The sequence below is a fragment of the Acidovorax sp. M14 genome, from assembly GCF_049331375.1.
In the GTDB taxonomy this organism is placed as follows: domain Bacteria; phylum Pseudomonadota; class Gammaproteobacteria; order Burkholderiales; family Burkholderiaceae_C; genus Acidovorax.
In genome coordinates, this window is record NZ_CP186263.1 from 2,105,426 (window position 1) to 2,132,110 (window position 26,685).

Sequence of the window (26,685 nt, forward strand, 5' to 3'; positions counted from 1 at the left end):
TGCCCGGTGGCATTCGCAGGCGGCGGCTTTAGATGCAGAAGCCGCTCGCGCTCACTTGATTTGCGATTCCTTGTAGTACCCACTGCCTACCAGCACCGCGTTCCAGTTGGAGGAGTCCACCGCCACCGGCTTGAGCAGGTACGAGGGCACCACCTTCACGCCGTTGTTGTAGGTCTTGGTGTCGTTGATTTCAGGCTGCTTGCCTGTCAGCACGGCGTCCACCATGTTGGCGGCTACCTTGGCCAGCTCGCGGGTGTCCTTGAACACGGTGGAAGATTGTTCGCCCTTGAGGATGGACTTGATGGAGGGCACCTCAGCGTCCTGGCCGCTGACCACGGGGCAGGGCTGCTGGGCGGTGCAGTAGCCCACGCCCTTGAGGGAGGACAGGATGCCGATGGAGATGCCGTCATAGGGCGACAGCACCGCATGCACCTTGTCCTTGCCGTAGTAGGCCGACAGCAGGTTGTCCATGCGCGCCTGGGCCACCGAGCCGTCCCAGCGCAGCGTGCCCACCTTGTTCATGCCGGTCTGCTTGCTGCGCACCACCAGCTTGCCGCTGTCGATGTAGGGCTGCAGCACGCTCATGGCGCCGTCGTAGAAGAAGAAGGCGTTGTTGTCGTCCGGCGAGCCGCCGAACAGCTCGATGTTGAACGGGCCCTTGCCTTGCTTGAGGCCCAGCTTGTCCACGATGGAGGTGGCCTGCAGCACGCCGACCTGGAAGTTGTCGAACGTGGCGTAGTAGTCCACGTTCTTCGAGCCCTTGATGAGACGGTCGTACGCAATGACCTTCACGCCCTTGTCGGCCGCGTTTTGCAGCGCCTTGGACAGCGTGGTGCCGTCAATCGACGCGATCACCAGCACCTTGGCGCCCTTGGTGATCATGTTCTCGATCTGCGCGAGCTGGTTGGGGATGTCGTCTTCGGCGTACTGCAGGTCGGTCTTGTAGCCCCGGTCCTTGAGCACCTTGACCATGTTGTCGCCATCGGCTATCCAGCGCGCCGAGGACTTGGTGGGCATCGAGATGCCGATGGTGCCCTTGTCCTGGGCTGATGCCACGGATGTGGCGCCGATGGCAGCCAAGGCCACGGTGGCCAACACGGCCTTGAAAATTGCACGCTTCATTTGAGTCTGTCTCCTGGTGTGAATTTGTTTTTTTGATAGACGCTTGGTTTCGCCAACGCTCTACGAAACTATCGCTGGCCAATACGAGTGCCACCGCGCAAGGGCCGCCCCGCCGCGCTGGTGGCGTCCCCCTTCCCGCGTCGCGCAGCGACGCGAGAGAAAGGGGGAAGGCGCGCAGCGCCTCAGGGGGTTAATACTTCCGGTTCGGCATTTCCTTGGCCGCCACTTCCATTGGGAAGATGCCTTCCTCGGTCACGATGCGCTTGGGCACCGCTTTGCCAGCCTTGATGTCTTTGACTGCGGCCATGAGTTGCGGGCCCAGCAGGGGGCTGCACTCCACGCTCACGTTGAGCTTGCCGGCGATCATGGCTTCGAAGGCGCCCTTCACCGCGTCGATGGAGATGATCACGATGTCCTTGGCGGGCTTCATGCCGGCCTCTTCGATGGCCTGGATAGCGCCAATCGCCATGTCGTCGTTGTGCGCGTACAGCACATTGATCTTCTTGCCCTCGGCCTTCAGGAAGGCTTCCATCACTTCCTTGCCCTTGGCGCGGGTGAAGTCGCCGGTCTGGCTGCGGATGATCTTGAACTTGGGGTCGGCCTTGATGACTTCCTCAAAGCCCTTCTTGCGGTCGATGGCGGGGGCCGAGCCCACGGTGCCCTGCAGCTCGACGATGTTGACCTCACCCTTCTGGTCCTTCATCTTCTCCACCAGCCAACGGCCGGCCTTGCGGCCTTCTTCCACAAAGTCCGAGCCCATGAAGGTCACGTACAGCGACGTGTCCTTGGTGTTCACCGCGCGGTCGGTCAGCACCACAGGGATCTTGGCGGCCTTGGCCTCGCGCAGCACGGGCTCCCAGCCCGACTCCACCACGGGCGAGAACGCAATCACGTCCACCTTTTGCGCGATGAACGAGCGGATGGCCTTGATCTGGTTCTCCTGCTTTTGCTGCGCGTCCGAGAACTTCAGCTCAATGCCCGCCTCTTTGGCGGCGGACTTGATCGACTCGGTATTGGCGGTGCGCCATTCGCTCTCGGCCCCCACCTGGCTGAAGCCCAGCACCAGGGGCTTTTGCGCCCAGGCGGCGCCGGGCAGCAAGGCGGCCACGGGCACGCTGGCCAAGGCGGCAGCAACGGTGCGGCGGTTCATTTTCATCATCTTGTCTCCTGTCTGTAATGGTTGGTTGACGACGGTTGCGGGATGGAAAAGCAGCGATGCGATAAAGGATGGTTCAGAAGGTGGGAAGGGATCCAGCGTGCCAGAGCAGGTTGCCAAAACGCTTCCGCTCTAGGCGCAAAGCGCAGTCATAGCTCGGGCTATGGCGAGCATTTGCAACGACGAGCGGGAGTGTTCTGGCGACATGAGCGGGCATGTTGGGTTCCTTCCCACCTTCTTAGGCCAGCATGTAGCCCGTCTTGACGGTGGTGTAGAACTCGGCCGCGTAGCGCCCCTGCTCGCGGGCGCCGTAGCTCGATTCCTTGCGGCCCCCAAAAGGCACATGAAAGTCCACACCCGCCGTGGGCAGGTTCACCATGGTCATGCCCACGGCGGCGTGGCGCTTGAAGTGCATGGCGCGCTTGAGCGACGTGGTGCAGATGCCCGCGCACAGGCCAAAGGGCGTGTCGTTGGCCAAGGCCAGTGCGTGCTCGTAGTCGTCAGCCCGCAGCACGCAGGCCACGGGGCCAAAGATTTCCTCGCGCGCCACGCGGTGTTCGGGGCGGGCCAGGAAGAGGGTGGGGCTCATGTAATGGCCTGGGGTGGGGCGCTCCAGGCGCTCGCCACCCCAGACATGCTCCGCTCCCTCGTTGCGCGCAATGTCGATGTAGCCCAGGTTTTGCGCCAGCTGGTTGTCGTCCACCACCGGGCCCATCTCGGTGCCGCGCTCCAGCGCATGGCCCACCTTCAGGCTGACCAGCCGGTTGCGCAGGCGCGCCACAAAGGCGTCGTGCACCTCGGCCTCGACGATGAGACGGCTCGATGCGGTGCAGCGCTGGCCGGTGGAGAAGTACGAGCCCTGCAGCGCGCAGTCCACCGCCTGGTCCAGGTCGGCGTCGGCCAGCACGATGAGCGGGTTCTTGCCGCCCATCTCCAACTGCACCTTGGCGCGCCGTGCTGAGGCCGCGCGCAAGATGCGATCGCCGGTGGCCACCGATCCGGTAAAGCTCAGCGCATTGACCAGCGGGTGGTCCACCAGCGTCTGGCCCACCTCGCGGCCGCTGCCCATGATGAGGTTGAACGCACCGGCGGGCAGGCCGCTGCGGCTGATGATCTCGGCCAGCGCCCAGCCACAGGCGGGCACCAGTTCGGCGGGCTTGAACACCACGGTGTTGCCGTAGGCCAGTGCCGGAGCGATCTTCCAGGCCGGGATGGCAAACGGGAAGTTCCACGGCGCGATGATGCCCACCACGCCCACGGGCTCGCGGGTCACGTCCACCTGCACGCCCTGGCGCACGGAGGCCAGCAGCTCGCCCTGAATGCGTAGCGCCTCGCCCGCAAAAAACTTGAAGATCTGCCCGCTGCGCGCCACCTCGGCCACGCCCTCGGGCAGGGTCTTGCCTTCTTCACGGGCCAGCAGCGCGCCCAGCTCGTCCTTGCGCGCCAGCAGCTCGCTGCCGATCATGTCCAGCACGTCGGCGCGGCGTTGGGGCGTGCTCTGGCTCCAGGTGGGCAGGGCGTCGGCCGCAGCGCGCACGGCCAGCTCGGTCTGGTTGCGGTCGGCGCGGGCGTATTCGGCAACCACCTCGCGAGTGTCCGACGGGTTGGTGCTGATGCCGGTGGTGGTGCCGATTTCCCACCGGCCATTGATCAGGTGCCGGGGGCTGAGCTGGAGATCGCCGAGCTTCATGGAGAGGGGCCTTTGTTGCAGTTGCGGCGAAGTCTATGGAAGGTTTTGATATCAATCCAATCGTTTTTTAGACAAAATACATATCGTTCTTTGCATTCTGGAAAACCCCTCCCTTTTCTCGCCCTCTCTCTCTGCCTTCCTTCCTTCCATTCATTCATGAGCACCTACAACCACTGGTTCATCCGCGCCCGCCTCAAGACGCGCCAACTGCTGCTGCTGGTGGCCTTGGCAGAGGAGGGCAACATCCACCGTGCCGCCCAGGTGCTCAGCATGACCCAGCCCGCCGCGTCCAAGCTGCTCAAGGACCTGGAGGACGTGCTGGAGGTGTCGCTGTTCGACCGCCTGCCGCGTGGCATGCGCCCCACCTGGTACGGCGAAACGATGATCCGCCACGCCCGCATGGCCCTGGCCAACCTGAACCAGGCGCACGACGAGATCGGTGCGCTCAAGCGCGGGCACTACGGCCAGGTGGGCATCGGCGCCATCACCTCACCGGGCCTGAGCCTGTTGCCCGCCGCCGTGGCGCAGGTCAAGCAGGAGCACCCCAGCCTGCGCATCTCGCTCGACATCGAAACCAGCCCGGTGCTGTTGGAGCGGCTGGAGCAGGGCAAGCTCGACATCGTGGTGGGCCGCTTGTACGAGGAGCACGACAAGGAGAACCTGCGTTACGAGTCGCTGACGGAGGAGCTGGTCTGCGCCATGACGCGCCCGGGCCACCCGCTGTCGAGCATGACCGGGCTGACGCTGCGCGACGTGGTCTCGGCCAGCTGGATCGTGCCGCCTGCGGGCAGTGTGCTGCGGCACCGGTTTGACCTGATGTTCCAGCAGGACGGTCTGGCGCCGCCGCTGCACACGGTGGAGACATCGGCCTTGTTGTTCATCACGCGCATGCTGCAGCAGAGCGACATGATTGCGGTGGTGGCGGAGGATGTGGCGCGCTATTACGCGGCGCATGGGATCGTGACGGTGTTGCCGCTGGCGATGCCGTGCCATATGGATGCGTTCGGGATCATCACGCGGTCGGACCGGCTGTTGTCGCCGGCGGCGAAGGTGATGATGAAGGCGTTGAAGCAGACGAGTCTGGTGCAGTATGGGCGGCGGTTGGAGGTGGGGGATTGATGGTTTTGGGTGTTATTGGCTGGATGCGATAGTGGGATATGTGCTGGTAGCTATGCTTTTTGAAGTGCGCTCCTTCCGTGCCAAGGGCTGTGTGCCTGGTTAACGGTATGCCTTGATGGAGGGCGGAGGCCGGGAGTCGCCCCGGCGGGCGAGGTACTTTTCTTTGCTTCGCCAAAGAAAAGTACCCAAAAGAAAGGCGACCCCCAGTCTGCGACCCCTGCGCTTCGCTACGGGGCAAACCTGCGTCGGGGCGGTTGCGGGGTGCGCCGTGGAACTCACTGCGCTGCGTTGCAGCTTCGTTCAGACAGCCACGGCGAGTCAGTTCACGAAGCATGGGCGCTTCGACGCCCATGCTCACCCCGCAACCGCCCCGCCGCAGGCGCAGCCAGCAGGGGTGGGGAGCCGAACATCCAAACAGCCACACGGGCCATCGCTGCGCTCGGCCCCGCCTGCGCAGCGCGTGGCGCTTGCGCCCGCGAGACGGGGCCGAGCGCAGCGCAGCGAAGCAATGGCCCGTGTGGATGTCCGCTCCCCGGGTTCCCTTCTGCGCGTGCCGAGAAGCGCAGGGCAGGGGGTGCGTGCGTGTGCCGAAGGACACACGCACTTCGTGCACTGACTTGCCGCAGTTGTTTGAACGGAGCGCGTAGCGCGCAGTGAGTTCTGCGGCGCACCCCCTGTCCGAGCATCGCAGGTTGCCCGTAGCGCAGCGAAGGGACGCGCGCAGTAGGGTCGCCCTTTCTTTGGTGACTTTCTTTCGGCGACGCGAAAGAAAGTTACTCGCATGCCGGGCGACTCCCGGCGTCCGCCCTTAACCTGAGCACGCCGCCAGACAAGCGCCCAAACTCAAAAACTACAAAAACAATAGCTTCAAGCGCTTACTAGATAAGCGCCAGAGCCCAAAAAGACCTCAAAGCCTCAAACCCATCCCGCATCCACCTTGAACTCCTGCGCCGTACACATCGCCGCATCGTCCGACGCCAAAAACAACACCATCCGCGCAATGTCATGCGGCCGCAGCTTGTCCGGCAGGCACTGGTTGCGCGCCAGCTCCTTCTCGCCTTCGGCGTCCAGCCACAGCTTGATCTGCCGCTCCGTCATCACCCAGCCGGGCGACACCGTGTTGATGCGGATCCGGTCCTGCCCCAGCGTCTTGGCCAGCCCGCGCGTGAGGCCGTTCACCGACGACTTGGCAATCGCATAGCAGGGGTAGCCCGTGCCTTTGCCCTGCCAGCCGGTGGAGCCCAGGTTGATCACCGAGCCCGCGCCCAGCCTGCGCATGCCAGGCACCACGGCCTGGATAGCGAAGAAGGCGGGGCGTTCGTTGATGGCCATGCGCTCGTCGTAGTACTCCGGCGTCACGGACTCCAGCGTGTGCCGGTCGTCGCTGGCCACGTTGTTCACCAGCACCGCAAAGTCGCTGCCCAGCTCTGCCGCCGCTTCGGCCACGCAGGCCTGCAGGGCGTTCACATCGCGCACGTCGCACACACGCCACCAGGGGCGGGGCAGGCCTGCGTCGGCAATGTGCTGGGCCAGGGCTTCGCTCGCGTTGCGCGCCACGTCCACAAACGCCACGCGGGCGCCTTGTTCGGCAAACGCCGCCACGATGGCCGCGCCAATGCCGCTGCCGCCGCCAGTCACAAACACGGCGCGGCCTTGCAGGCTGGGGAATTTCGCCAGGCCCTGGGGGGCACCCGTGGCGTCGGTCGAGGAAGAGGAGGGGGTAAAAAGCTGTGTCATATCAATATTGCAATCAATCAATGGCGAAAAAATTCATTTCAAGCATCAATTGGCGTTGATAAGATGCCGCTCGTCAAGTGCCTGGCGGCAGGCCGATGCAAAAAAACGACCGGAGACAACCAACGTGCGCCCTTCGCTGGATACCCCCATCCCACCGTCCAGCGGCGCGTCCGCCTCTGCGCCAACAACCACCGGCGCCGTGCGCTGCGTGGTCGCACTGGGCAACGCGCTGGGTGAAGGCGTGCTGTGGTCGGTGCGCGAGCAGGCGGTGTACTGGGTGGACATCCTCCAGCGCGAGCTGCACCGCTGGGACCCTGCCACCGGCGCCCACCAGCGCTGGACGTTTGATGAAGAAATCTCCGCCATCGCCGAGCGCGCCAACGCCCCCGGCTTCATCGTCACCCTGCGCCGTGGCTTTGCACTGTTCGACCCCGCTGCTGACATTGCCCCGCGCTACCTGCACCAGCCCGAGCCAGAGCGCACCGGCAACCGATTCAACGACGGTAAGTGCGATGCCCAGGGCCGCTTCTGGGGCGGCAGCATGGACTTTGCGTGCGAGGCCCCCACGGGTGCGCTCTACACCTACACCGCCGGTGGCCACTGCGTGCGGCACGACGATGGTTTTGCCGTGACCAACGGCCCCACGTGGGCCCCCACCGCGCAAGGCCCGGCCATGTTTTTCAACGACACGGTGCAGGGCACGACCTACCGCTACCGCTGCGACCCGGCCAGCGGCACCGTGAGCGACAAAACGCCGTGGAAACGCTGGCCCGCCGCGGACGGCGTGCCCGACGGCATGACCACCGACGCACAGGGCCGCCTGTGGATTGCGCACTGGGGCGGTGGCTGCGTCACCTGCCACGACGCCGACACGGCCGAAGAGCTGGCCCGCATCCCGCTGCCCGTGAGCCAGGTCACCAACTGCGCCTTTGGGGGTGCGGACCTGCGCACGCTGTACATCACCTCGGCACGCACCGGCCTCACGCCCGAACAGCTCGCGGCCGAGCCACTGGCCGGTGCACTGTTTGCCGTGGACGTCAGCACGCCCGGCCTGCCCGCACACCTGTTTGGCGGCTGACGCCGACCCCACGCGCAGCGGCGGGGCCGTGGCTCCGCCACCTCCTTTTTCCTCCATCCCGCAGAAAGCACACCGCCCATGACCGAGGCCTCTTCATCCCACCCCATCGTCTGGCTGCACCACGCGGGGCAGCACCTGGGCCTGGTGCCCACGCTCGGCGGCAGCGTGGCGGCCTGGCAGATCGACGACCCGCAAGCCGCGGGCGCACGCATCGACCTGTGGCGGCCGTGGGACGGCGTCACGCCCGACCTGTACCAGCTTGCATCCTTTGCCATGGTGCCCTGGTCCAACCGCATCAGCGGAGGCGGGTTTGAACATGCGGGGCAGTTCCACCCCATGCGTCCCAACCGCGTGGGCGAGCCGTATCCCATCCACGGCGATGGGTGGCTGCAGCCCTGGCAGCTGAGCCAGCCCGCGCCCGACACGCTGCAGATGCAGCTGCGCTCCGAGCGCTTTGACGGCAACCCCTACGAGTACGAATGCGTGCAGACCTTCCGCCTGGTGGAAGGTGGCCTGGACCAGTCGGTGCAGGTGCGGCACCTGGGCGCGCAGCCGCTGCCCTATGGCCTGGGCCTGCACCCCTGGTTTCCGCGCACGCCCGCCACGCGCATCACGGCGCCGGTGCAGGGCGTGTGGCTGTGTGGCGACGACCCGTTGCCCACGGAGCACACGCAGCAGTTTCCACCCGGCTGGGACTTGAACAGCGGCGCGCCCGCCAACGGCGGCCTCATCGACAACGCCTACACCGGCTGGGGCGGCACGGCGCAGATCGATTGGCCCGAGCGCGGCCTGCGCCTCACGGCCCACATGCCCGATTTCGAAAAGGACGGCGGCACGGCCCAGCACTACTGCCTGGTCTACCGCCCGCCGCAGGGCCCGGCGTTCTGCTTTGAGCCCATCACCCAGCCCATCGACGCCTTTCACCAGCCGGGCCAGCCCGGCCTGCGCACGCTGGCGCAGGGCGAGGTGATGGTGATGAACGTGCAGTGGCGCTACCAGCCGCTGACTGATTGAGGGTGGGCTTTAGAACAGGTTCTTACAGCAGCGCCGCGTGGCACGCCACGCACAGCTTGTTGCCATCAGGGTCCCGAAAATACGCGCCGTAGTAATGGGCGTGGTACTCGGGCCTCAGGCCCGGGCTGCCCTCGCACACGGCGCCCAGGCTCAGCGCCAGGGCGTGTGCAGCATCCACCTGGTCGCGCGTGGCGGCCGCAAAGGCCACCATGGTGCCGTTGCCGGGTTGCGGCACCTCGCCATTGAAGGGGTGGGCAATCACAAACAGCGGGCGGGGGCCGGGGTTGGATTCCCAACCTGCCCAGGGCCGGCTGGGCTCGCAAAACCGCTCCTTCACGCCCAGTACGCTCAACACGGGCCGGTAAAACGCCAGCGCGCGCTCAAAGTCTGAAATGCCCACAAACACGTGCGACAGCATGATGGGGTGATCCTTCTGTTGGTCTGATTGCTGGGGCCTATGCGGCCGACCCTGTGTGCCCCGGTGCCCGGCCCTTGCGGGCCTTGCTGCTGCCCAGCGCATTGAGATCTACCGCCGCACGGATGAGCGCGCGGAACGCATCGGCAGGCAGCGTGTCGCCCTCGTGGATATCAATGGCACGGCGTGTATTGCCGTCCAGGCTGGCATTGAAAAGGCGCGCCGGGTCGGGCAGGGCGGCGCCTTTCAGAAAGGTGAGCTTTACCGCTGCCTTGTAGCTCTCGCCCGTGCACAAGATCCCGCCCAGCGACCACACTGGTGTGCCACGCCACTTCCACTCTTCCACCACACCGGGCGCGGCTTCATGGATCAGCTGGCGCACCTGCGCCAGCACCTGCCCACGCCAGTCGCCCAGGTCGGCAATGCGCTGGTCGATCAGTGCCGATGCGGCGGGCCCGGTGGTTGCCGCGTCTGGGGCGGTGGTGTTGGGCGCACGGCCTATGGCAGTGGGTGGGGGTTTTTTGGCAGCAGCCACGGGGTGGTCCTTGGTGGATTGGGCGCAAAAGGCGAGGGGTGACGCCCCGCCATTGTTGCCACTCCGCGCACCTTGGCAACCCCGCTACAACGGGTTGTTACCTTCTGGCCTGCCTCTGTTCATTCAGGCAAGCGCGTCGGTGGCTGCAGGACCTGCGCCCCCTTTGCGCCCCTCCGCGCGCCCTTGCGCGGCGTTGCACCGCGCCTCCGCCCGATTCGCTTCAGCCGTGCGCTGTTGCCTACCTAGCTACCCGCGCCAGCACTTCGCGCGCCTGCTCCGCAGTCACTGCCGGGCCGCCAGCCTGCCCCGTCCAGGCCACAAACTGGTCGGGCCGCACCAGCACCAGCGGTGCGCCATAGCGTGCTGGCTCGGTGCCTTCGCCTCCGTCGCCACAGTCCACTAGCCGCAGCGGAAGGCCCAGGCCCGCCGCCGCCTCGCGAAAGGCCTGCACCGATGGCGCGTGGGCGCCGTCGCCGCCCACCACCAGCAGTGAAAAGCCCGGGCCCAGTTCCTCAAACACATTGCGTCCGGTGGGCAGCGTGGCGGGCGCCAGGTGGTGGCCAGGACGCGCCTCAAACCGGTGCGATCCCTGGGCGCTGCTGGCGCGGCCCTCGCTGCCCCACACGATGCCCGAGCCCTCATAGTGCGGCTCAAACGCATGCACCTCGCCCACGGCACCCTGCGCGCGCGCCTGCCAAGCGGCTTCAAACGCGGCCTGGTCGCGCGCCGGGTCGTGGGTGTCCAGGAACTCCTTGTCTGTCTCGATGGACCGCGCAATGAAGTCGTTGATGGTGGACGCAAACACCGGGCGCCGCTCGGCGTCGTACGAGTCCAGCAGGCGCTCGCCGCCCCAGCCTTGCAGCGTGGCGGCCAGCTTCCAGCCCAGGTTGCGCGCGTCTTCCAGGCCCGAGTTCACGCCATAGCCGCCGTAGGGCGGGTGGCTGTGGGCGGCATCACCCGCGATGAAGACGCGGCCCTTGCGGTAGCTGTCGGCCAGCATGAAGCGCAGGTCCCAAAAGCCGATGTGCTCAAACTCCACCTCAAACTCCGCGCCCACCGCCTCGTGCAGGTAGGCCGCAAAGTCAAAGTTGTCCTTGGTGGTGCCCGGCGGCACCGGTGCATGAAAGAACCAGGTGCTGCCCAGGTCCACGCGGCCCAGAAACTTCCAGTAGCCCTTCAGTTCGGGTTGCAGCACGTTGTAGTAAGACTTGCCGGGGTAGCGCTCCAGCAGCTGGTGCAGGCCTTGTGACTTGAACACCAGCAGCACCATCATGCGGTCGTGGTCGGTGCGGGTGTGGGTGATGCCCGCCTGCTCGCGCACCACCGACCGCGCGCCGTCCGACCCCACCACATAGGCGCCGCGCAGCACGCGCTGGGCCTTGCCGTCGCCACGTTGCTGGATGCTGACGGAAACGCCCGCATCGTCCTGTGCCACGGTGCTCGTCTCCCAGCCGTAGAGGGTCTGCACCGATGGCAGCTGCGCCACACGCTGGCGCAGCACGGCCTCGGTGGCGTACTGCGGCAGCCGCTCGTTGGCCGTGAAGTAATAGGGCTTGACCAGGTCGCGCTGCAGCCAGTCGTAGCTGTAGGGCCCCAACAGCGTGCCGTGTGCGGTCAGGCCGCCAATGCCGTATTCGACCGGGATGGTGCGCGCCGCGCGCAGCTGCTTTTCGGCACCCCAGAAGTGAAAGTGCTCCATGGTGCGCTGCGTAAGGTTCTGCCCCTTGGGGATGGGCTGGGGCTGCACATAGCGCTCCACCACGATCACGCTCACGCCGCGCTGGCCCAGCTCTATGGCCAGGCCCATGCCGACGGGGCCGCCGCCCACGATGATCACTTCGGCGTCTTGCTGCGGCGCCACGGTTGCTTGCTGGTTCATGTTGTTGGTGTTGTTCGGTACGGGTCGGTTCGACACTGGCCGCGATGCAGTGTTGTGCAGTGCGGCGCGCTACTGGCCACCGCTGGGTGCGGGTGGTCGTGGTTACTCGGCGGTGATGCCCTGGGCCTTGATCAGGTCGGCCCAGCGCTTGGCGTCGGCAGTCACCAGCTTCTGGAAGGCGTCGGGTGAACTGTGGGCGGGCGTCATGCCCTGGGTCTCGAACGACTTGGCCACTGCGGGTGATGCCAGCACATCGCGCAGCTCGGTGTTCAGCCGGTCCACCATGGCGCGGGGTGTGCCTGCGGGGGCAAACACGCCGTACCACATGTCCACGTTCAGGTCGCCCAGCTTTAGCGTGCCGAGCGACGGCACCTCGGGCAGCAGCGGGTGGGGCGTGTCCGAGCTGATGGCCAGCGCCTTCAGCTTGCCCGCCTTCACATGCTGCAGGGCCACGTGGATGGGCAAGAACATGGCGTCGATTTGCCCACCCAGCAGGTCCGTCACGGCCGGGGCGGTGCCCCGGTAGCTGATGTGGGTGAGCGAGATCTTGGCCCGGTTTTTCAGCAGCTCCATCGCCAGGTGATGCGGCGTGCCCGCACCGGGCGAGCCGTAGTTGAGCGAGCCGGGCTTGGCCCGGGCGCGGTCCATCAGGTCCTTGAGCGATTCGATCTTCGACCCGGCAGACGCCACCAGCAGCAGTTGCCCCCAGCTCGTCTGGCTCACGGGCACCAGGTCCGTCAGCGGGTTAAAGCCCTGCTTGGGGTACAGCGCCATGTTCATCACCAGCGTGTTCACGCTGACCAGCAGCGTGGTGCCGTCGGGCGCAGCGCGCACCACCTCTTGGGTGCCGATGATGCCGGACGCCCCCGACTTGTTCTCCACAAAAAACGGGCGCTTGAGCCGGTCAGATAGCGGCTGCGCAATCTGCCGCGCAATCAGGTCAATGCCCGTGCCGGGCGTGAACGGCACCACCAGCCGCACCGGTGCATCGGCACCCGTCTGCGCCCAGGCCCTGGGCGTGGCGACGGCTGCCGTAGCGGCCAGCGCGCCCAGCACCAGGCTGCGGCGTTGGGGGGAGGGCGGGTGCACGTTGGCACGCAGGGTGGGCAGCTGGGGCATGGGGCTTGTCTCTCTAGTCGTTAGAAGGGCTTTACAGGACAATTACAACGACACTCTTGATATTGATCAAACGGAAAATTCTGATGAATTCTTCATCAAAGCTGATGAATGTCAGCACCCGTCAGCTCCACGCTTTTCTGGAGGTGACGCGCCTGCAAAGCTTTGCCAAGGCGGCCGAGCAGGTGCACCTGTCGCCCTCGGGCATGAGCATGCTGGTCAAGGAGCTGGAGGACCAGGTGGGCGCCCGCCTGTTTGACCGCACCACGCGGTCCATCACCCTGACCGACGCCGGGCGCCGCCTGCAGCCCGTGGCCGAGCGCGTGGTGGGCGAGCTGCGCGCCCTGGGCGCCGTGCTGGACGGCAACGAGGCCGCCGTGCGCTCGCGCCTGCTGGTGGCGGCCACGCCCATGATCTCGGCCAGCCTGCTGCCTGAGGTGATTCGCGGCTTTGCGCACAGCCACCCCGGCGTACATGTGCAGCTCAGCGATGTCGAGGTGGGCACCGTGCGCCAGCGCGTGCTCGACGGCGAGGCCGACATCGGCTTTGGCTTCTTCGTCAAACCCGCCGTGGGGCTGTCGCGCCAGCCGTTGTGCAAGTTCCGTCTCATGCGCATCAGCCCGCCCGATGCGGCGCACACCAGCGGCCAGCTGTCCGACAGCCAGCCCTGGAGCCGCCTCAAAGACGTGCCCCTGGTCAGCCTGCCGTCGGGCAACCCCATCCAGGTGGTCATCGAAAAGCAGCTCTCGCGCCTGGGCCTGGCCCACCAGGAGCGCCCCCGCATGAACCTGATCGGCACCCTCATCGGCATGGTGCGCGCAGGCCGTGGCAGCGCCATCGTGCCCTCGTTTGCGCTGGAAGAATGCCTACGCCAGGGCCTGGGCGTCGCCATGCTGCGCGAGCCCGTGGTGCATCTGGACCTGTACCTCGCCTACCGCCGGGGCACGCAGCAAAAACCAGCGGCGATGGCGTTTGCAGAGGCGTTGCGGGAGGCGGCGGTGCGGTTGCCGGCTTGAAAGCCCGAAACGTCTTGGGATGATGCTGGGAAGGTGCGGGGCTGAGATTCAGTGCGAAATGTGCACCAAGCGCCAGAAAAACATACCGGGGCAGCTATCAAGTTAGGAGCGGATATGACATTGCACGCAGTTGTTGCGCACCATTCGCCCCCTTCATCCCATCGGTCTGTCGCTTCATAGCCCCAACAGCTTCTGCAACTCGCTGCGCAGCACCTCCACCACCTCTGCCAGCTCCAAGGCTTGCAGACGGTTCTTTTTCAGAAAGGCGGCCCACTGTTTCTGCTTGGCCGCATCCTGTGCAAACCCATCGCTCAGACCAGAGGGAATGGCATTGGGCAGAGCCAACCGGCGCCGATGGAACGTGGCAGCCACTGCGCGGCGCAGTTCCTGCGGGTCCAACACGCCTTCGGTCAGCAGCACCCACAGGTCAAAGTAGTCCTTCATGCGCGTGTTGGCCATGCCCAGCAGGCACACCGCATGAAACTTCTCAGCCACCACCGTGTACTTGGGATAAGCGCGCAACTGGGGCGCAGGCAAGTCTGGCAGCAGCACCGGGTAGTGCACCGCCTCGGGCGCCGGGGTCACGGCGTCGCCAAAACCAATGTCCACCTGCAGCGCAATGCGTGCGCCATCCAGCGCGGCCAGAAGGTCCACCCGCACACCACCGTATCCCGCCTCTTTGCGAATGGTGGTGCCCTTGACTGAGGCCGGGTCAAACGCCAAACCATCATCCACCTCGATCTGGCATATCTCGCGGAACGCCAGCACGGCAGATTCAACGTCGTCCGGGCCAAAACCCAGCAGGTCCGCATCGCGCGTGGGCCGGTGGGGCTGGTCAAACCACAGCGAGAACAGCAGGGCGCCTTTGAGCAGATAGCGGTTGGCGTGTGGCGAGATCGACAACCGGTACAGCAGCCGCTCCAGCCCATAGCGAGTCAGCGTCAGGTTGAAGTCCTGCTGGTGCGCATCGGCATACAGCTTGAGCCGTGCGCGGATGGAGGCCGCCACATTGCGCTGGCTCATGCCGTCACGCTCTCCAGATACGGCCGCATCACATTGGCCACGCGGTTGATCGTGGCGTAGTGCCACAGCGCATCCATCGGCAGCTTGCCTTGCTGCCAGCCATCGCGCAGCGCCTCCAGCGCCACGTCCAGCCCGATCTTGTTCCGGTATTTGAAGCAGTCCGCCACCGTCTTGGCCGCGTTGAACACGGGCACCTGCACGCCGTCAATGTCCACCAGTTCGATGCCTTCCGTCAGCGCCGCGCCAGACATGCGCACTACACGCAGCGCCGGTTGCTCCAGGCGCGGGGTGGGCGTGTTGGGTGGTATTGCCATCCACACCTCAAACGGTGCCTGCGTGCCAATGCCATGCACGCGCAGGGCAGAGAGCAAACACACCACGCCCTTGGGCACGCGCAGCGCCACCTCGGCCAGCGAGCGGTGCTCGCTGACCGCGCGGCCGGGCAGGCTGTAGATGCCACGCGCCACGCGGTCCAGCTTGCCTGCGGCAACCAAACGGGTCAGCAGCACCGTGGGCAGCCCACGCGCACCCAGGTCGCGCGCGCGTAGCAGGGGCTGGTGTTGGGCAAGCTCAAGCACCGTGTTTTCTTGGGAGGTGAGGGGGGCTGATGGCACGCCGCAAGTTTGTTGTATTTAATAGTTGGTTGTCAATAAATAACTAAAAAACGCAACGAAATAGGCTTTGATCCAGGTTGATTAATCTATTCTTTTATCTATTCAATTTTCCATTCAACCGGCGTATGCTGGAGCCATGCCCTCCGCCGCCCAGACCTACGCCAACGCCATCCGCCCCCTGCTGCGCCCTGGCCCCGCCAAGGCGCAAGTGCTGGCTCAGGCGCTGCAGGTCAGCCAGCCCACCATCTCGCGGGCCCTTAGCGCGCTAGGTGATGAGGTGGTGCCTTTTGGCGCTGCAAGATCTATTCAATACACGCTCCGCGATCCCCAGTGCGCCGATCTGGAGGCCGCCGTGTACCGCGTCACCCCCCAGGGCGCACTGGAAACCCTGGGCACCCTCGTCCCGGTATGCCCGCAGGGCTTTGTGATGGTAGAAGCGGGCGGGGCCCGGCAACACAGCGACGGCCTGCCGTGGTGGATGTATGACATGCGCCCGCAGGGCTACCTGGGGCGCGCCTACTGCCAGCGGCACGGCCAACGCCTGGGCTTGCCCGAGCGGCTGGGCGACTGGAGCGACACCCACGCGCTGCGCGCCATCCTGGACCAGGGCGACGACATGCCCGGCAACCTGCTCATCGGCCCCACGGCGCGCGACCAGTTCGTCAACGCGTCCGACCCCGTGCCCATTGCAGCCGCGCGAAAGCTGCACACCTACGCCCAGCTGGCTGACCTGGCCGCGCGCGGCGAAGTCGCGGGCTCGTCAGCCGCTGGCGAGCAGCCCAAGTTCACCGCCTACGCAGAGCAGGCCGACGGCACCGCCGCGCATGTGATGGTCAAGTTCACCGCAGAACTCGACACCCCCGTGAGCGCCCGCTGGCGCGACCTGCTGCTGGCCGAACACATCGCCCTGCAGGTGCTTCGGGACCACGGCGTGCCTGCCGCGCAGTCAATGACCTGGATGCACGGCACCCAACGGTTTCTGGAGGTGCAGCGGTTTGACCGGCTGGGGGCGCGCGGGCGAAGGGCACTGCATTCCTTCGCCGCGCTGGACGCCGAGTTTGTCGGCAGCGGCGGCAACTGGCCGGTGATTGCCAGGGCGTTGTGGAAGGCGGGCGTCATCACCCCCCAGGCCTTGGACACGGCCTGCCTGCTGTGGGCGTTTGGCACCCTGGTCGGCAATACCGACATGCACAGTGGCAATCTGTCGTGCTTGTCAGAGGGACGCAGGCCTTACGAGTTGGCGCCTGCGTATGACATGACGCCCATGGCGTTTGCACCCACGGCGGGGGGCGGCTTGCCGGATCGGACGCTGGAACTGACAGTGGGGGAGCAGGTCAGCGCGGCGGCTTGGAAGGAGGCGCTTGGGATGGCGCAGGTGTTTGTTCGGCGGGTGCAGGACGAGGGGGGATTCAGCGCGGGTTTTGATGCGTGCAAGGCTGAGTTGATCCGCCATGTGACGGTGGCTGTGGAGCGTGTGGGGCGACTCGTTCTGTAGTCCGCGCTGATCAATCCGCAAGCCGTTGATCCGACACGTAGTTCTGCTCATTGATGGGCACAGGATTTGCAAGGTATGGTTTTGCCCGTATCTGTTTTCTTGCAAATTCCTCTGGGGTAGTCCATGGGTCCAAAGCCTTCGCAGCCGCACTCCGGTGAGTTGTTTCGCCCAAGGCTGGACGAGCAGCTCAACATGCAGCACCCACTGCTCAGGCTGGCCGCGCTGATCGACTGGGCCGAGATTGAGCGCACGTTCGCGGTGTCGTTCACTTCCGGGCGGGGCCGTCCTGCCTTGCCTGCGCGCCTGATCGCCGGGCTGCTGTATCTGCAGCACACCTTCGACGCCTCCGACGAAGCGGTGGTCAACACCTGGGTGGAGAACCCGTACTGGCAATTCTTCTGCGGCGAGACCTACCTGCAGACAGAGTTGCCCATCGATCCGAGCAGCCTCACGCGATGGAGAAAGCGCATTGGCGAAGAAGGCGTGGAGACACTGCTGGCCGCCAGCATCGACGCCGCCCGGCGCGGTGGTGTCATCCAGAAGTCCAGCACACAGCGGGTGATCGTAGACACCACCGTCATGCCCAAGGCCATTGCCCACCCCACCGATAGCCGACTGCTGGACAAGAGTCGCCAGCACTTGGTCAAGGCGGCCGAGGACAACGGGCTCAAGCTGCGCCAGAACTACAACCGCGTGGCACCGCGGCTGGCCGCGCAGATTGGACGCTATGCGCACGCCAAGCAGTTCAAGCGCATGAAGAAGGCCGTGCGCACACTGCGCACCCGTGTGGGACGGGTGCATCGTGAAGTTACCCGCCAACTGCACCTGCTGCCTGAGGTAGCCAAGGCCAAAGTTCAGGACCTATTGCAGCGCACGGGCCGCATCCTGACCCAACGGACGAAAGACAAGAACAAGCTGTACGCCCTGCACGCGCCTGAGGTCGAGTGCATCAGCAAAGGCAAAGTCCGCACCCCTTACGAGTTCGGCGTGAAGGTCAGCATCGCCACCACATTGAAGGAAGGCCTGGTGGTGGGCATGAGGAGCATGCCGGGCAATCCGTATGACGGCCACACGCTGGCCGAGACACTGGAGCAGGTGGGCATCCTCACCGGCACGGACAAGCCGCCGGCCACGGCTATCGTGGACAAGGGCTACCGTGGCGTGAAGGTTGAGGGCGTGAGCATTCTGATGTCAGGGCAAAAGCGTGGCATCACCAAGACCCTAAATGCCATGATCAAGCGAAGAAGCGCCATTGAGCCTGCTATCGGGCACATGAAGATGGACGGGCGGCTGGGGCGCAACCCGCTCAAGGGTGCGCTGGGCGATGCGCTGCACGCGGTGATGTGCGGTGCCGGGCACAACCTGCGCTTGATCCTGGCCGCGCTGCGGCTTCTATGCGCCCGATTCGGGCTGTCGTTGCAGGCGGTCATCGCAGCACTGCTCGTCGCTCCCGGTAACCACCGCCCCGTCTGTTGCTGAGAACGGAATTGTTCAGGACGGACTCTGTAGGTGGCTACTGGATAGCCGACATAGGAGCACCTCCCGTATGCACCCAGAGAGTTCCCACTATTGGGCCGAATGAGAACTTAGGGCCTGTGTCTACGATGGGTCTTTGTCGCCGTCTTCCTCAAAAGTCCTGAGTGCTTGGTCGATTGCAGAAGGTTCAGATATGACCATCTGAGTAGCACATGACACTATGAACTCACTGGGCACCCACTGCTCAATGCCATTGTCGTTCTGGAAAACATGGATTACGTGAGGAAAGATATCCGGGTCGAGCGGCTTAACAGCGCGTGGGTTGTGAAAGATGTAGATACCTTCGTGCCATAGCTCAATGTAGTCACGTCGCTCTACGACTGACCGAAATGGTCTTGGGATGCCTTCGTGATCTGTACGCAATCCGTTAATGATTGCTATCGAATTCGGACTTCGCAGTCCAGCCAAACGCCCCATCCGATTGAACTTGGGAATCGTTGCTTGCGTTGCAAGCATCACTGCTGAAATATGTTTGTGCCGATCATGGGCAAAGAAGTTCGACGGAATACTTCGCTCACCAAAAATATGCCTCTCAATTGTTTCAATGCTTCCATTTTCGTGAGCGCGTAGTCCATATAGATACTCCTGGAGCGCTAAACTTGAAAAAACCATTGACATGGGTCGAGAGTAATCATGTAAAGCGATGACAAACGGATTGCCATTTACATGCTTGAGTTCCCAGTAGTGAAGGCGTTCAGGCTCTGGACGGTGCTTCACTTTATTCAAGAGTGCACGGGAGAATTTAAACGGCATCTCTTCGGTAGCGTGACGTTGTAAGTCCTGAAATGCTTCAGGGTCGAAGCGCTGCGGCTGACTGTTCTCGCTCTCTGCTACTGTAGTTGCCTCAACAAACAACTTTGATGCCCCCTTGCTAAGGCAAAAATCTGGTTGCGAATGAGATCGCTCTATTTCGAAATCCAATTCATAGAAAACCGCGTGTAAATATAATTCAAATAAGCGCGAATTGAACTCGTTGCCCTGCAAGGCACGAATAAATACCCCATCGGGATCCTTGAACCAAAGTGCCAATTCCTCCATCATTACTCGCGAGGGGAAGTGCACCGGATCTTCTGTTAGCAACTGGTAATAGCGATTTCGACGTGCTTCGGGAATCTTCGGATCGAAGATCGCAAACGGAGCAGATTCATCACCTTGAGGAAAGAGACCATTAATGTGTGCAGCGAACAGATCATCTGCACTTCCGTTTAATAGTTCTACCAGTTCATCACGGGTGCTTTGCGAGACGATGACATGAATGGCGCGATATTTTCGACCAAGATCGCGACCAAGAATAATGGCGTTGAAATCTTTATCGATCTCGCATCGCAGCATAACAGCCAGAAGAGTTATTTCCCCCCTTTCCTGAATAAACCATTCCAATTCTGTTGAAAAGATGCGAACAAAAGGGGTGCGTCCATAAAACCTTGCTTCAAAAGCTTCTTTGGATATTGGTTGGAACATTTTCTGCTTTCTGTTATAAATCTTTGTATTAATGTGGACTTATCATCAAAAAACGTGCCAATTTTTTGAATTTATCGGTCGACAGGAATGTCGCAGATTCACCTATGAAATTCCGCCTCCGCCGCAACATTGATCATCCAAAGTTGGTTTGCACATCTCCATATTGGTTGCGATTGCGAGTTTGAGTCAATAGAGAATCGCGCACGCCAATGCAGACGCTTGCCAAGACCAGCAAATCGCCGATTCTCGTCACTGGTCTCCGATCTCACCCCACCGCCCGCATCCCCACCAACCCCGGCATCGCCCCCCGCATCGCCTCCAAAAACAACCGTAACCTGGCCGGATAAAACCGCGCATACGGGTACACCAAGTACACCGGCAGCGGCGCTGCATGCCAGTTGGGCACCAGGTGCAGCAAGTGTCCCTGCCGCACATCGTTGTCCACGATCCACGCCGATGCAATGCACGCGCCCAGCCCGGCCAGGGCGGCGCTGCGCAGGGCGTACAGGCTGTCGGTGGCCAAACGCGGGGTGATGCCGAAGGTGTGAGCCTCGCCGCCGGGCTCCTGGGTCAGCATGACCTCGCGGCGGTAGAAGGTGCTCAGGGCCAGCCAGGGCAGGGGTTGCAGGTCTTGGGCGTGCTGGGGCGTGGGGCGCCCGGCCATCAGGGCGGGCGCGGCTAGCACGATGCGGGGCACTTCGGCCAGGCGCACCGCGACCACGCTGGGGTCGTCCACCGCGCCGACCTGGATGGCGCAGTCGATGCCTTCGGCGATGAAGTTGGGGCGGCGGTCGTGCAGCATCCATTCCACATCCACCTCGGGGTAGCGGCGCAGGTAGGCCATCAGCGGGGCGATGAACTGGTCTTGCCCAAAGGCGTGCGGCGCCAGCACGCGCAGGGTGCCGCGCGGGGTGTCGGCGGTGCCGCGCAGGTCGTCTTCCATGGCGCGCCAGTCTTCCAGCAGGGCCTTGGCGTGGGCAAAGCAGCGGTCGCCGTCTTCGGTGAGCTTCATTACATGGGTGGAGCGCTGCAGCAGCTTGATGCCCAGGCTGCGCTCCAGCGCCTGCAGGCGGCGGCTGACAGTGGGCTGGCTGGTGCCCAGCTGCTGGGCGGCGGCAGACAGGCTGCCGGCCTCGACGATGCGGACAAAGGTCTGCATCAGCTCGATGCGGTCGGCACCGGGTTGCAAGGCTGGCTGGGTGCTGGTCATACGCAAAGCGTATAACGAATCTGCAATTCAGCCCACTACCCAGTGCAGCGACGGGCTAGAACAATCGCACCATTCCTTTTTAACCAATGGTGTTGTGATGTCTTCCATTCAAAACGTGCATGCAAGTGGTGCAGCGGGGCGGGCCCCGGTGGCACCGCCTGCAGAGGGGGCGGTGAGTGCGCCGCTCTTGTTACTGCTGGCGACCACGGCGGGGCTGAGCGTGGCGTCGCTGTATTACAGCCAGCCCATGCTGGGCGTGCTGGGGCCCGACATGCAGGCCGACAGCCGCGTGGTGGGGCTGGTGCCCACGCTCACGCAGCTGGGGTATGCGCTGGGCATCTTGCTGCTGGCGCCCCTGGGCGACCGGTTTGACCGGCGCCGCATCATCGTCATCAAGTCCATCGCGCTGATGCTGGCGCTGCTGCTGAGCGGCCTGGCCCCGGGCATGGGCGCGCTGCTGGCAGCCAGCCTGGCCGTGGGCCTGGCGGCCACGGTGGCGCAAGACGTGGTGCCTGCAGCCGCCACGCTGGCCCCGGCCGCGCAGCGCGGGCGCATGGTGGGCACGGTGATGACGGGGCTGCTGCTGGGCATTTTGCTGTCGCGCGTGGTCAGCGGCTTTGTGGCGCAGCAGTGGGGCTGGCGCACGGTGTATGTGGCGGCGGCGGTGGCCATTGCGCTGCTGACGGTGGCCGTGTGGCGGGGGCTGCCGCGCTTTGCGCCCACCACGCAGATGGGCTACGGCGCGCTGATCGGATCGATGGTGGCGCTGTGGCGCCAGCACGCGGCGCTGCGCCGCGCGGCCTGGGCGCAGGGGCTGCTGGCCGTGGGCTTCAGCGCGTTCTGGTCCACGCTGGCGGTGATGCTGCACAGCCAGTTCAACCTGGGCACGGCGGCGGCGGGCGCGTTTGGCCTGGCCGGGGCGGCGGGTGCACTGGCGGCGCCGCTGGCCGGGCGCCTGGCTGACAAGCGCGGGCCTGAGGTGGTGACGCGCTATGGCGCAGGCCTTGCCGCTGCGTCGTTTGCGGTGATGGCGCTGGCACCGCTGCTGCCTGCGCAGGCCCAACTGGGTTTGATCGTGGCCAGTGCCATTGGCTTTGACTTTGGCGTGCAGGCCACGCTGGTGGCGCACCAGACCATCGTCTACGGCATCGACCCTGCGGCGCGCAGCCGGCTCAATGCGCTGCTGTTCACCGGCATGTTCATCGGCATGTCGGCCGGGGCGGCGCTGGGCAGCCTGGCGCTGGCGCAGTGGGGCTGGCTGGGGGTGGTGGGCTTGGCCACGGCGGGCTCGCTGGCGGCGCTGGCGGTGCGCATGGGGCGGCGCCGGGGCTGATTTAGAACGAAATAGGGTGGTAGCGCTAGTGAATCATGCGCTGGCAGCTATCAAAAAAAGAGCGACCCTGGGGTCGCTCTTTTTGTTGGGTGACGGTTTGTGCCGTGCTTGCGCTCAACCGCCCTTCGGCGTTGGGCCTGGGTGGGCTCAGGCCTTTTTCACCTCAATGTGGTACAGCCCCCAGGGGCACAGGCCAAAGCGTTCCTTCACGGGCTTGTCTTTGAAGGCGGGCAACACGTCGGCGTCGTACACCGCCCACTGCGGGCCCAGGCCACCCAGGGCCATGGGTTGGCCGTCGATGTGGGTGGCGACGATCATGCGGTAGGCCTGGGCGTCGGCCATGCTGATGTTGACGTTGTAGCCGTCCACCGCGCGCAGGCCCAGTTGCACGGGGCTGCCCGCGGCCACACCGGCGGCGGCCAGCACGGTGGTGAGCAGGGGGCCCTTGAGCGTGTGGGGCTTGCTGTCGTATTCAAGCGTGGGCTTGATGGTGACGGCGGGCATGCGCGCCAGGGCGGCGGCGTCCAGCGCGTAGGCCTTGTCAAACTGGATGCCGTGTTTGCCCATCATCTGGTCGATGGTGGCATCCAGCGCGCCACGGTTGGACTGGGTGATGGCGCCGCTGATGGTCAGCAGCGTGGGGCCGCTGGGGGCCTTGGCTTGCGTGGCGGCGTGGCTGCTGCCGGTGGCCGTCCACAGGCCTGCCAGGCCCATGCCGGCGGCGACGAAGTTGCGCTTGTTCATGCTCATGGGGTGCTCCTTGGTGCAAATCAGGGGCGGATGGTAAGTGCTGGAGCCGCGCTCGCCACGCACTAAATCGCAACAGGCTCGCAACAGGCGGCGGGCAGCGCGCCCAACCTTCAGCCGCCAGGGTGCTTGCCTTGTGGTGACAGCGGCCCGACGCCAGCCGCACCACAATCGGGTCATATGACCTCTTCTTCGACGATGCTGCGGGTGATCAGCCTGGCAGCCTTTTGCAGCATGGCCTCCATGCGCGTGTGCGACCCGATGCTGGTGTCTCTGGCTCGCGAGTTTTCTGTCACCACGGGCGATGCGTCGGCCGTCATTGCGGCGTTTGCCGTGTCTTATGGCGTGCTGCAGTTGTTTTATGGCCCGCTGGGCGACCGGCTGGGCAAGGTGCGTGTGGTGATTGGCGCCACGTTTGCCTGTGCGCTCTTCAGCGGCGTGACGGCGCTGGCGCCCACGCTGCCGGTGCTGGTGGCGGCGCGTGCGGCCATGGGGGCATCGGCGGCGGGCATCATTCCGCTGTCGATGGCATGGATTGGTGACAACGTGCCGTACGAGCAGCGGCAGGAGACCCTGGCGCAGCTGATGGTGGCCACGGTGTCGGGGATGATGGCCGGGCAGTGGTTTGGCGGCTTTGCGGTGGAGGCGCTGGGCTGGCGGGCGGCGTTTGTGGTGCTGTCGCTGCTGTTTTTGACCGCTGCCAGCCTGCTGTGGCGGCAGTCCCGCGCCATGGCGGCCAGCACGCCAGCGCCTGCGGCTGGCAGTGCGGTGCCACCCGCGTTTTCGCTGTCGGCTTACCTGGCCAACACGGCCGCGCTGCTGCGCATGCCCCGCGTGCGCTGGGTGTTGACGGTGGTGGCGGTGGAGGGCGCGCTGGCCTTTGGCACGCTGGCCTTTGTGCCCGCACGCATGGTCGATGGGTTTGGGCTGTCGGCCTCGGCCGCTGGTGGGGTGATGGTGCTGTATGGCGTGGGTGGGCTCATCTACAGCCTGCTGGCGCGCCGCTGGCTGGCGCTGCTGGGTGAGCGGGGCCTGGCGCTGGTGGGTGCGTCGCTGATCGCCGCCGGGCTGTTGCTGCTGGCCTGGGGGCCGGTGGCGGCCTGGGGTGTGCTGGGCTGCTTCTTTGCCGGGGTGGGGTTTTACATGCTGCATAACACGCTGCAGGTGCAGGCCACGCAGATGGCGCCCGAGGCCCGGGGCACGGCGGTCACGCTGTTTGCGTGCCTGCTGTTCCTGGGGCAATCGCTGGGGGTGCTGCTGGTGGCGGCCAGTGTGGACCGGGGCTGGATCGCGCCCGTGTTCTCGGTGGCCGCACTGGGGGTGCTGGTGCTGGGCGCGCTGGTGTCGCGCAAGGTGAATGGTCGGGTGGCGGTGCCCGCGGGAGCGTAGTCTGGAGTCGGCCGCACCGTGCAAATAACTTTGATGTCTTATTACTTTATTTTTTGATAGTTTGATTCTTTATGGCGCAATAGTACATTCCCTGATCTTTGTGTCTTTTGGGGCCGAACCCGCGCCGCCCGGCGTGTGGCGGCCCTTTGTGTTTCATGATCGAACTACGGGGTATCACCCAAACCTACCAGGGCTCACAAGGCCCGGTCGAGGCGCTCAAGGGCATCGACCTCACCATCCAGCCGGGCGAAGTGTTCGGCATCATCGGCAAGAGCGGCGCGGGCAAAAGCTCGCTGGTGCGGGTGATCAACCTGCTCAACCGGCCCACCACCGGCCAGGTCATCGTGGGCGGGCAGGACCTGACCCAGCTGAACGACGCGCAGCTGCGCGAGGCGCGCCGCGAGATCGGCATGGTCTTCCAGCACTTCAACCTGCTGTCGTCGCGCACCGTGTTTGACAACGCCGCTCTGCCGCTGGAGCTGGCAGGCATGGACAAGGCCGCCATCCGTGCGCGTGTGAACCCGCTGCTGGAGCTGGTGGGCCTGGCCCACCTGGCCGACCGCTACCCCGCGCAGATCAGCGGCGGGCAAAAGCAGCGCGTGGGCATTGCGCGTGCGCTGGCCAGCCGCCCCAAGGTGCTGCTATCGGATGAGGCCACCTCGGCGCTAGACCCGGAGACCACGCGCTCCATCCTCGACCTGCTGCGCCAGGTCAACCGCGAGTTGGGCCTGACGGTGGTACTCATCACGCACCAGATGCAGGTCATCAAGCAGGTGGCCGACCGTGTGGCTGTGATTGAGGCCGGCCGCATCGTGGAGCAGGGCCGTGTGCTGGACGTGTTCACCCGCCCGCAGCAGGCCATCACCAAGAGCCTGATCGACGAGATCCTGCCGCAAGAGCTGCCCGCCAGCGTGCTGGACCATGTGCGCAAGCTGGCAGGCCAGCTGGGCGCAGGACGAACCGGCCAGCTGCTGCGCCTGTCGTACGCCGGGGACAGCGCCTACCAGCCCATCCTGTCGCAGCTGATCCGCCAGTTTGGCGTGGACATGAGCATCCTGCACGGCCAGGTGGATGAGATCCAGGACGAGACCTTTGGCTCGCTGGCCGTGTACGCCAGTGGCGAGGCCGAGAGCGTGCGCGGCGCCGTGGCGCACCTGCGCGCGGGCGGGGTCGAGGTGGAAGAAGTGGCCGTGGCCGGTTAAGAGGGAGCACACATCATGTTCAACAACTTCACGCCAGCCATGCTGGATCTGTTTGCTTCGTCGCTGTGGGAGACGCTCATCATGGTCGGCATCTCCGGCCTGGTGGGCGGCTTGCTGGGGGTGCCGCTGGGCGTGTTCCTGCGCCTGACCGATGACGGCGGTGTGCTGGAGAACGGCCCCGTCAACAAGCTGGTGGGCTGGCTGGTCAACGCCGTGCGGTCCACGCCCTTCATCATCCTGCTGGTGGCCATCATCCCGTTCACGCGGCTCATCACCGGCTCGTCCATCGGCACAGCCGCAGCCGTGGTGCCACTGACCATTGCCGCTGCCCCGTTTGTGGCCCGCCTGGTCGAGGCCGCGCTGCGCGAGGTGGACCACGGCCTGGTCGAAGCCGCGCAGGCCATGGGCGCCACCACCAGCCAGATCGTGTGGAAGGTGCTGCTGCCCGAGGCGCTGCCCGGCATCGTGGCGGGCCTGACCATCACGTTTGTGAGCCTGACCGGCTACTCGGCCATGGCCGGTGCCATTGGCGGCGGCGGCCTGGGCGACCTGGGCATCCGCTACGGCTACCAGCGCTTTCTGCCCGAGATCATGCTGGCCGTGGTGCTGGTGCTGATCTTCTTTGTGCAGGCCGTGCAAAGCCTGGGCGACTGGGCGGTGCGCAAGCTGAGCCACCGTTGAGCGGTGAATGGTTTGCTATTGAATCAATAGCTGCTGGCGCATGATTCACTAGCGCTTGTGGCCTTTTTGGCTTCAAACCCACGCGTGGAGGCACTGCGCGGGCCTCTGCGCTGGTCC

Annotated in this window: 23 protein-coding genes; 10 read left to right on the forward strand and 13 right to left on the reverse strand. The window is 64.9% G+C overall.

Annotated features, from left to right (window positions below; genetic code table 11):
• Window positions 1–51 precede the first annotated feature (51 nt).
• The 3 genes from chvE to ACOYR4_RS09680 all read right to left on the reverse strand — a co-directional run bounded on the left by chvE (window position 52) and on the right by ACOYR4_RS09680 (window position 3,968).
• The gene (chvE, locus tag ACOYR4_RS09670) at window positions 52–1,122 is read right to left on the reverse strand and encodes a multiple monosaccharide ABC transporter substrate-binding protein (RefSeq protein WP_015013817.1); all 1,071 of its coding nucleotides are present in this window, start codon (window positions 1,120–1,122) and stop codon (window positions 52–54) included.
• Between the two features lie 190 nt (window positions 1,123–1,312).
• Complete coding sequence (locus ACOYR4_RS09675) at window positions 1,313–2,278, reverse strand: ABC transporter substrate-binding protein (protein WP_015013818.1); 966 nt, start codon at window positions 2,276–2,278, stop codon at window positions 1,313–1,315.
• Window positions 2,279–2,516: 238 nt separating this feature from the next.
• On the reverse strand, window positions 2,517–3,968 hold the full coding sequence (locus ACOYR4_RS09680; RefSeq protein WP_309823712.1) for an aldehyde dehydrogenase family protein: 1,452 nt from the start codon (window positions 3,966–3,968) through the stop codon (window positions 2,517–2,519).
• Window positions 3,969–4,124: 156 nt separating this feature from the next.
• On the opposite strand from ACOYR4_RS09680, the gene ACOYR4_RS09685 reads away from it, so the two are divergent.
• Window positions 4,125–5,087: a LysR substrate-binding domain-containing protein gene (locus tag ACOYR4_RS09685; RefSeq protein ID WP_056067548.1), complete on the forward strand. Its 963-nt coding sequence runs from the start codon at window positions 4,125–4,127 to the stop codon at window positions 5,085–5,087.
• A 915-nt stretch (window positions 5,088–6,002) separates the two neighbouring features.
• Here ACOYR4_RS09685 and ACOYR4_RS09690 read toward each other — a convergent pair.
• Window positions 6,003–6,824, reverse strand: a complete 822-nt coding sequence (locus ACOYR4_RS09690) for an SDR family NAD(P)-dependent oxidoreductase (RefSeq protein WP_055401789.1) — start codon at window positions 6,822–6,824, stop codon at window positions 6,003–6,005.
• A 124-nt stretch (window positions 6,825–6,948) separates the two neighbouring features.
• Here ACOYR4_RS09690 and ACOYR4_RS09695 point away from each other — a divergent pair, with 124 nt between their 5' ends.
• Window positions 6,949–7,902 (forward strand): SMP-30/gluconolactonase/LRE family protein, encoded by a 954-nt coding sequence (locus tag ACOYR4_RS09695; RefSeq protein WP_422849378.1) that lies wholly within the window; start codon window positions 6,949–6,951, stop codon window positions 7,900–7,902.
• A 78-nt stretch (window positions 7,903–7,980) separates the two neighbouring features.
• Complete coding sequence (locus tag ACOYR4_RS09700) at window positions 7,981–8,916, forward strand: aldose 1-epimerase (RefSeq protein WP_422849379.1); 936 nt, start codon at window positions 7,981–7,983, stop codon at window positions 8,914–8,916.
• A gap of 22 nt (window positions 8,917–8,938) precedes the next feature.
• Here ACOYR4_RS09700 and ACOYR4_RS09705 read toward each other — a convergent pair whose 3' ends face one another.
• From ACOYR4_RS09705 to ACOYR4_RS09720, 4 genes are all read right to left on the reverse strand, one after another.
• The gene (locus ACOYR4_RS09705) at window positions 8,939–9,334 is read right to left on the reverse strand and encodes a VOC family protein (RefSeq protein WP_422849380.1); all 396 of its coding nucleotides are present in this window, start codon (window positions 9,332–9,334) and stop codon (window positions 8,939–8,941) included.
• A 37-nt stretch (window positions 9,335–9,371) separates the two neighbouring features.
• A complete protein-coding gene (locus ACOYR4_RS09710) occupies window positions 9,372–9,833 on the reverse strand; it encodes a DUF1801 domain-containing protein (RefSeq protein WP_422849641.1) in 462 nt (153 codons plus the stop codon).
• Window positions 9,834–10,104: 271 nt separating this feature from the next.
• Entirely contained in the window at window positions 10,105–11,745 is a 1,641-nt protein-coding gene (locus ACOYR4_RS09715; RefSeq protein ID WP_422849381.1) for an FAD-dependent monooxygenase, read from the reverse strand.
• A 102-nt stretch (window positions 11,746–11,847) separates the two neighbouring features.
• A complete protein-coding gene (locus ACOYR4_RS09720; protein WP_422849382.1) occupies window positions 11,848–12,864 on the reverse strand; it encodes a Bug family tripartite tricarboxylate transporter substrate binding protein in 1,017 nt (338 codons plus the stop codon).
• A gap of 83 nt (window positions 12,865–12,947) precedes the next feature.
• Here ACOYR4_RS09720 and ACOYR4_RS09725 point away from each other — a divergent pair, with 83 nt between their 5' ends.
• On the forward strand, window positions 12,948–13,877 hold the full coding sequence (locus tag ACOYR4_RS09725; protein ID WP_422849383.1) for a LysR family transcriptional regulator: 930 nt from the start codon (window positions 12,948–12,950) through the stop codon (window positions 13,875–13,877).
• A 174-nt stretch (window positions 13,878–14,051) separates the two neighbouring features.
• Here ACOYR4_RS09725 and ACOYR4_RS09730 read toward each other — a convergent pair whose 3' ends face one another.
• Window positions 14,052–14,900, reverse strand: a complete 849-nt coding sequence (locus ACOYR4_RS09730) for a nucleotidyl transferase AbiEii/AbiGii toxin family protein (protein WP_422849384.1) — start codon at window positions 14,898–14,900, stop codon at window positions 14,052–14,054.
• Window positions 14,897–15,478 (reverse strand): type IV toxin-antitoxin system AbiEi family antitoxin domain-containing protein, encoded by a 582-nt coding sequence (locus ACOYR4_RS09735; protein ID WP_422849385.1) that lies wholly within the window; start codon window positions 15,476–15,478, stop codon window positions 14,897–14,899. Before ACOYR4_RS09735 ends, ACOYR4_RS09730 begins: the two co-directional genes overlap by 4 nt.
• Before the next feature lie 172 nt (window positions 15,479–15,650).
• Here ACOYR4_RS09735 and yjjJ point away from each other — a divergent pair, with 172 nt between their 5' ends.
• Together yjjJ and ACOYR4_RS09745 are read left to right on the forward strand one after the other, a co-directional pair.
• Window positions 15,651–17,009, forward strand: a complete 1,359-nt coding sequence (yjjJ, locus tag ACOYR4_RS09740) for a type II toxin-antitoxin system HipA family toxin YjjJ (protein ID WP_422849386.1) — start codon at window positions 15,651–15,653, stop codon at window positions 17,007–17,009.
• A gap of 123 nt (window positions 17,010–17,132) precedes the next feature.
• A complete protein-coding gene (locus ACOYR4_RS09745) occupies window positions 17,133–18,488 on the forward strand; it encodes an IS5 family transposase (RefSeq protein WP_422848398.1) in 1,356 nt (451 codons plus the stop codon).
• A gap of 120 nt (window positions 18,489–18,608) precedes the next feature.
• On the opposite strand, the gene ACOYR4_RS09750 is transcribed toward ACOYR4_RS09745, so the two are convergent.
• Together ACOYR4_RS09750 and ACOYR4_RS09755 are read right to left on the reverse strand one after the other, a co-directional pair.
• Window positions 18,609–20,006: a hypothetical protein gene (locus ACOYR4_RS09750; protein WP_422849387.1), complete on the reverse strand. Its 1,398-nt coding sequence runs from the start codon at window positions 20,004–20,006 to the stop codon at window positions 18,609–18,611.
• 265 nt (window positions 20,007–20,271) lie between these two features.
• Entirely contained in the window at window positions 20,272–21,216 is a 945-nt protein-coding gene (locus ACOYR4_RS09755) for a LysR family transcriptional regulator (RefSeq protein ID WP_422849388.1), read from the reverse strand.
• Between the two features lie 97 nt (window positions 21,217–21,313).
• Here ACOYR4_RS09755 and ACOYR4_RS09760 point away from each other — a divergent pair, with 97 nt between their 5' ends.
• Window positions 21,314–22,549: an MFS transporter gene (locus tag ACOYR4_RS09760; protein WP_422849389.1), complete on the forward strand. Its 1,236-nt coding sequence runs from the start codon at window positions 21,314–21,316 to the stop codon at window positions 22,547–22,549.
• Between the two features lie 147 nt (window positions 22,550–22,696).
• On the opposite strand, the gene ACOYR4_RS09765 is transcribed toward ACOYR4_RS09760, so the two are convergent.
• The gene (locus ACOYR4_RS09765) at window positions 22,697–23,293 is read right to left on the reverse strand and encodes a hypothetical protein (protein ID WP_056642407.1); all 597 of its coding nucleotides are present in this window, start codon (window positions 23,291–23,293) and stop codon (window positions 22,697–22,699) included.
• A gap of 183 nt (window positions 23,294–23,476) precedes the next feature.
• On the opposite strand from ACOYR4_RS09765, the gene ACOYR4_RS09770 reads away from it, so the two are divergent.
• The 3 genes from ACOYR4_RS09770 (at window position 23,477) to ACOYR4_RS09780 (ending at window position 26,568) form a co-directional block, all read left to right on the forward strand.
• Window positions 23,477–24,685, forward strand: a complete 1,209-nt coding sequence (locus tag ACOYR4_RS09770; RefSeq protein ID WP_309823729.1) for an MFS transporter — start codon at window positions 23,477–23,479, stop codon at window positions 24,683–24,685.
• A 155-nt stretch (window positions 24,686–24,840) separates the two neighbouring features.
• Window positions 24,841–25,887, forward strand: a complete 1,047-nt coding sequence (locus tag ACOYR4_RS09775) for a methionine ABC transporter ATP-binding protein (RefSeq protein ID WP_422849390.1) — start codon at window positions 24,841–24,843, stop codon at window positions 25,885–25,887.
• A 15-nt stretch (window positions 25,888–25,902) separates the two neighbouring features.
• Complete coding sequence (locus ACOYR4_RS09780) at window positions 25,903–26,568, forward strand: methionine ABC transporter permease (RefSeq protein WP_056067588.1); 666 nt, start codon at window positions 25,903–25,905, stop codon at window positions 26,566–26,568.
• Window positions 26,569–26,685 lie beyond the last annotated feature (117 nt).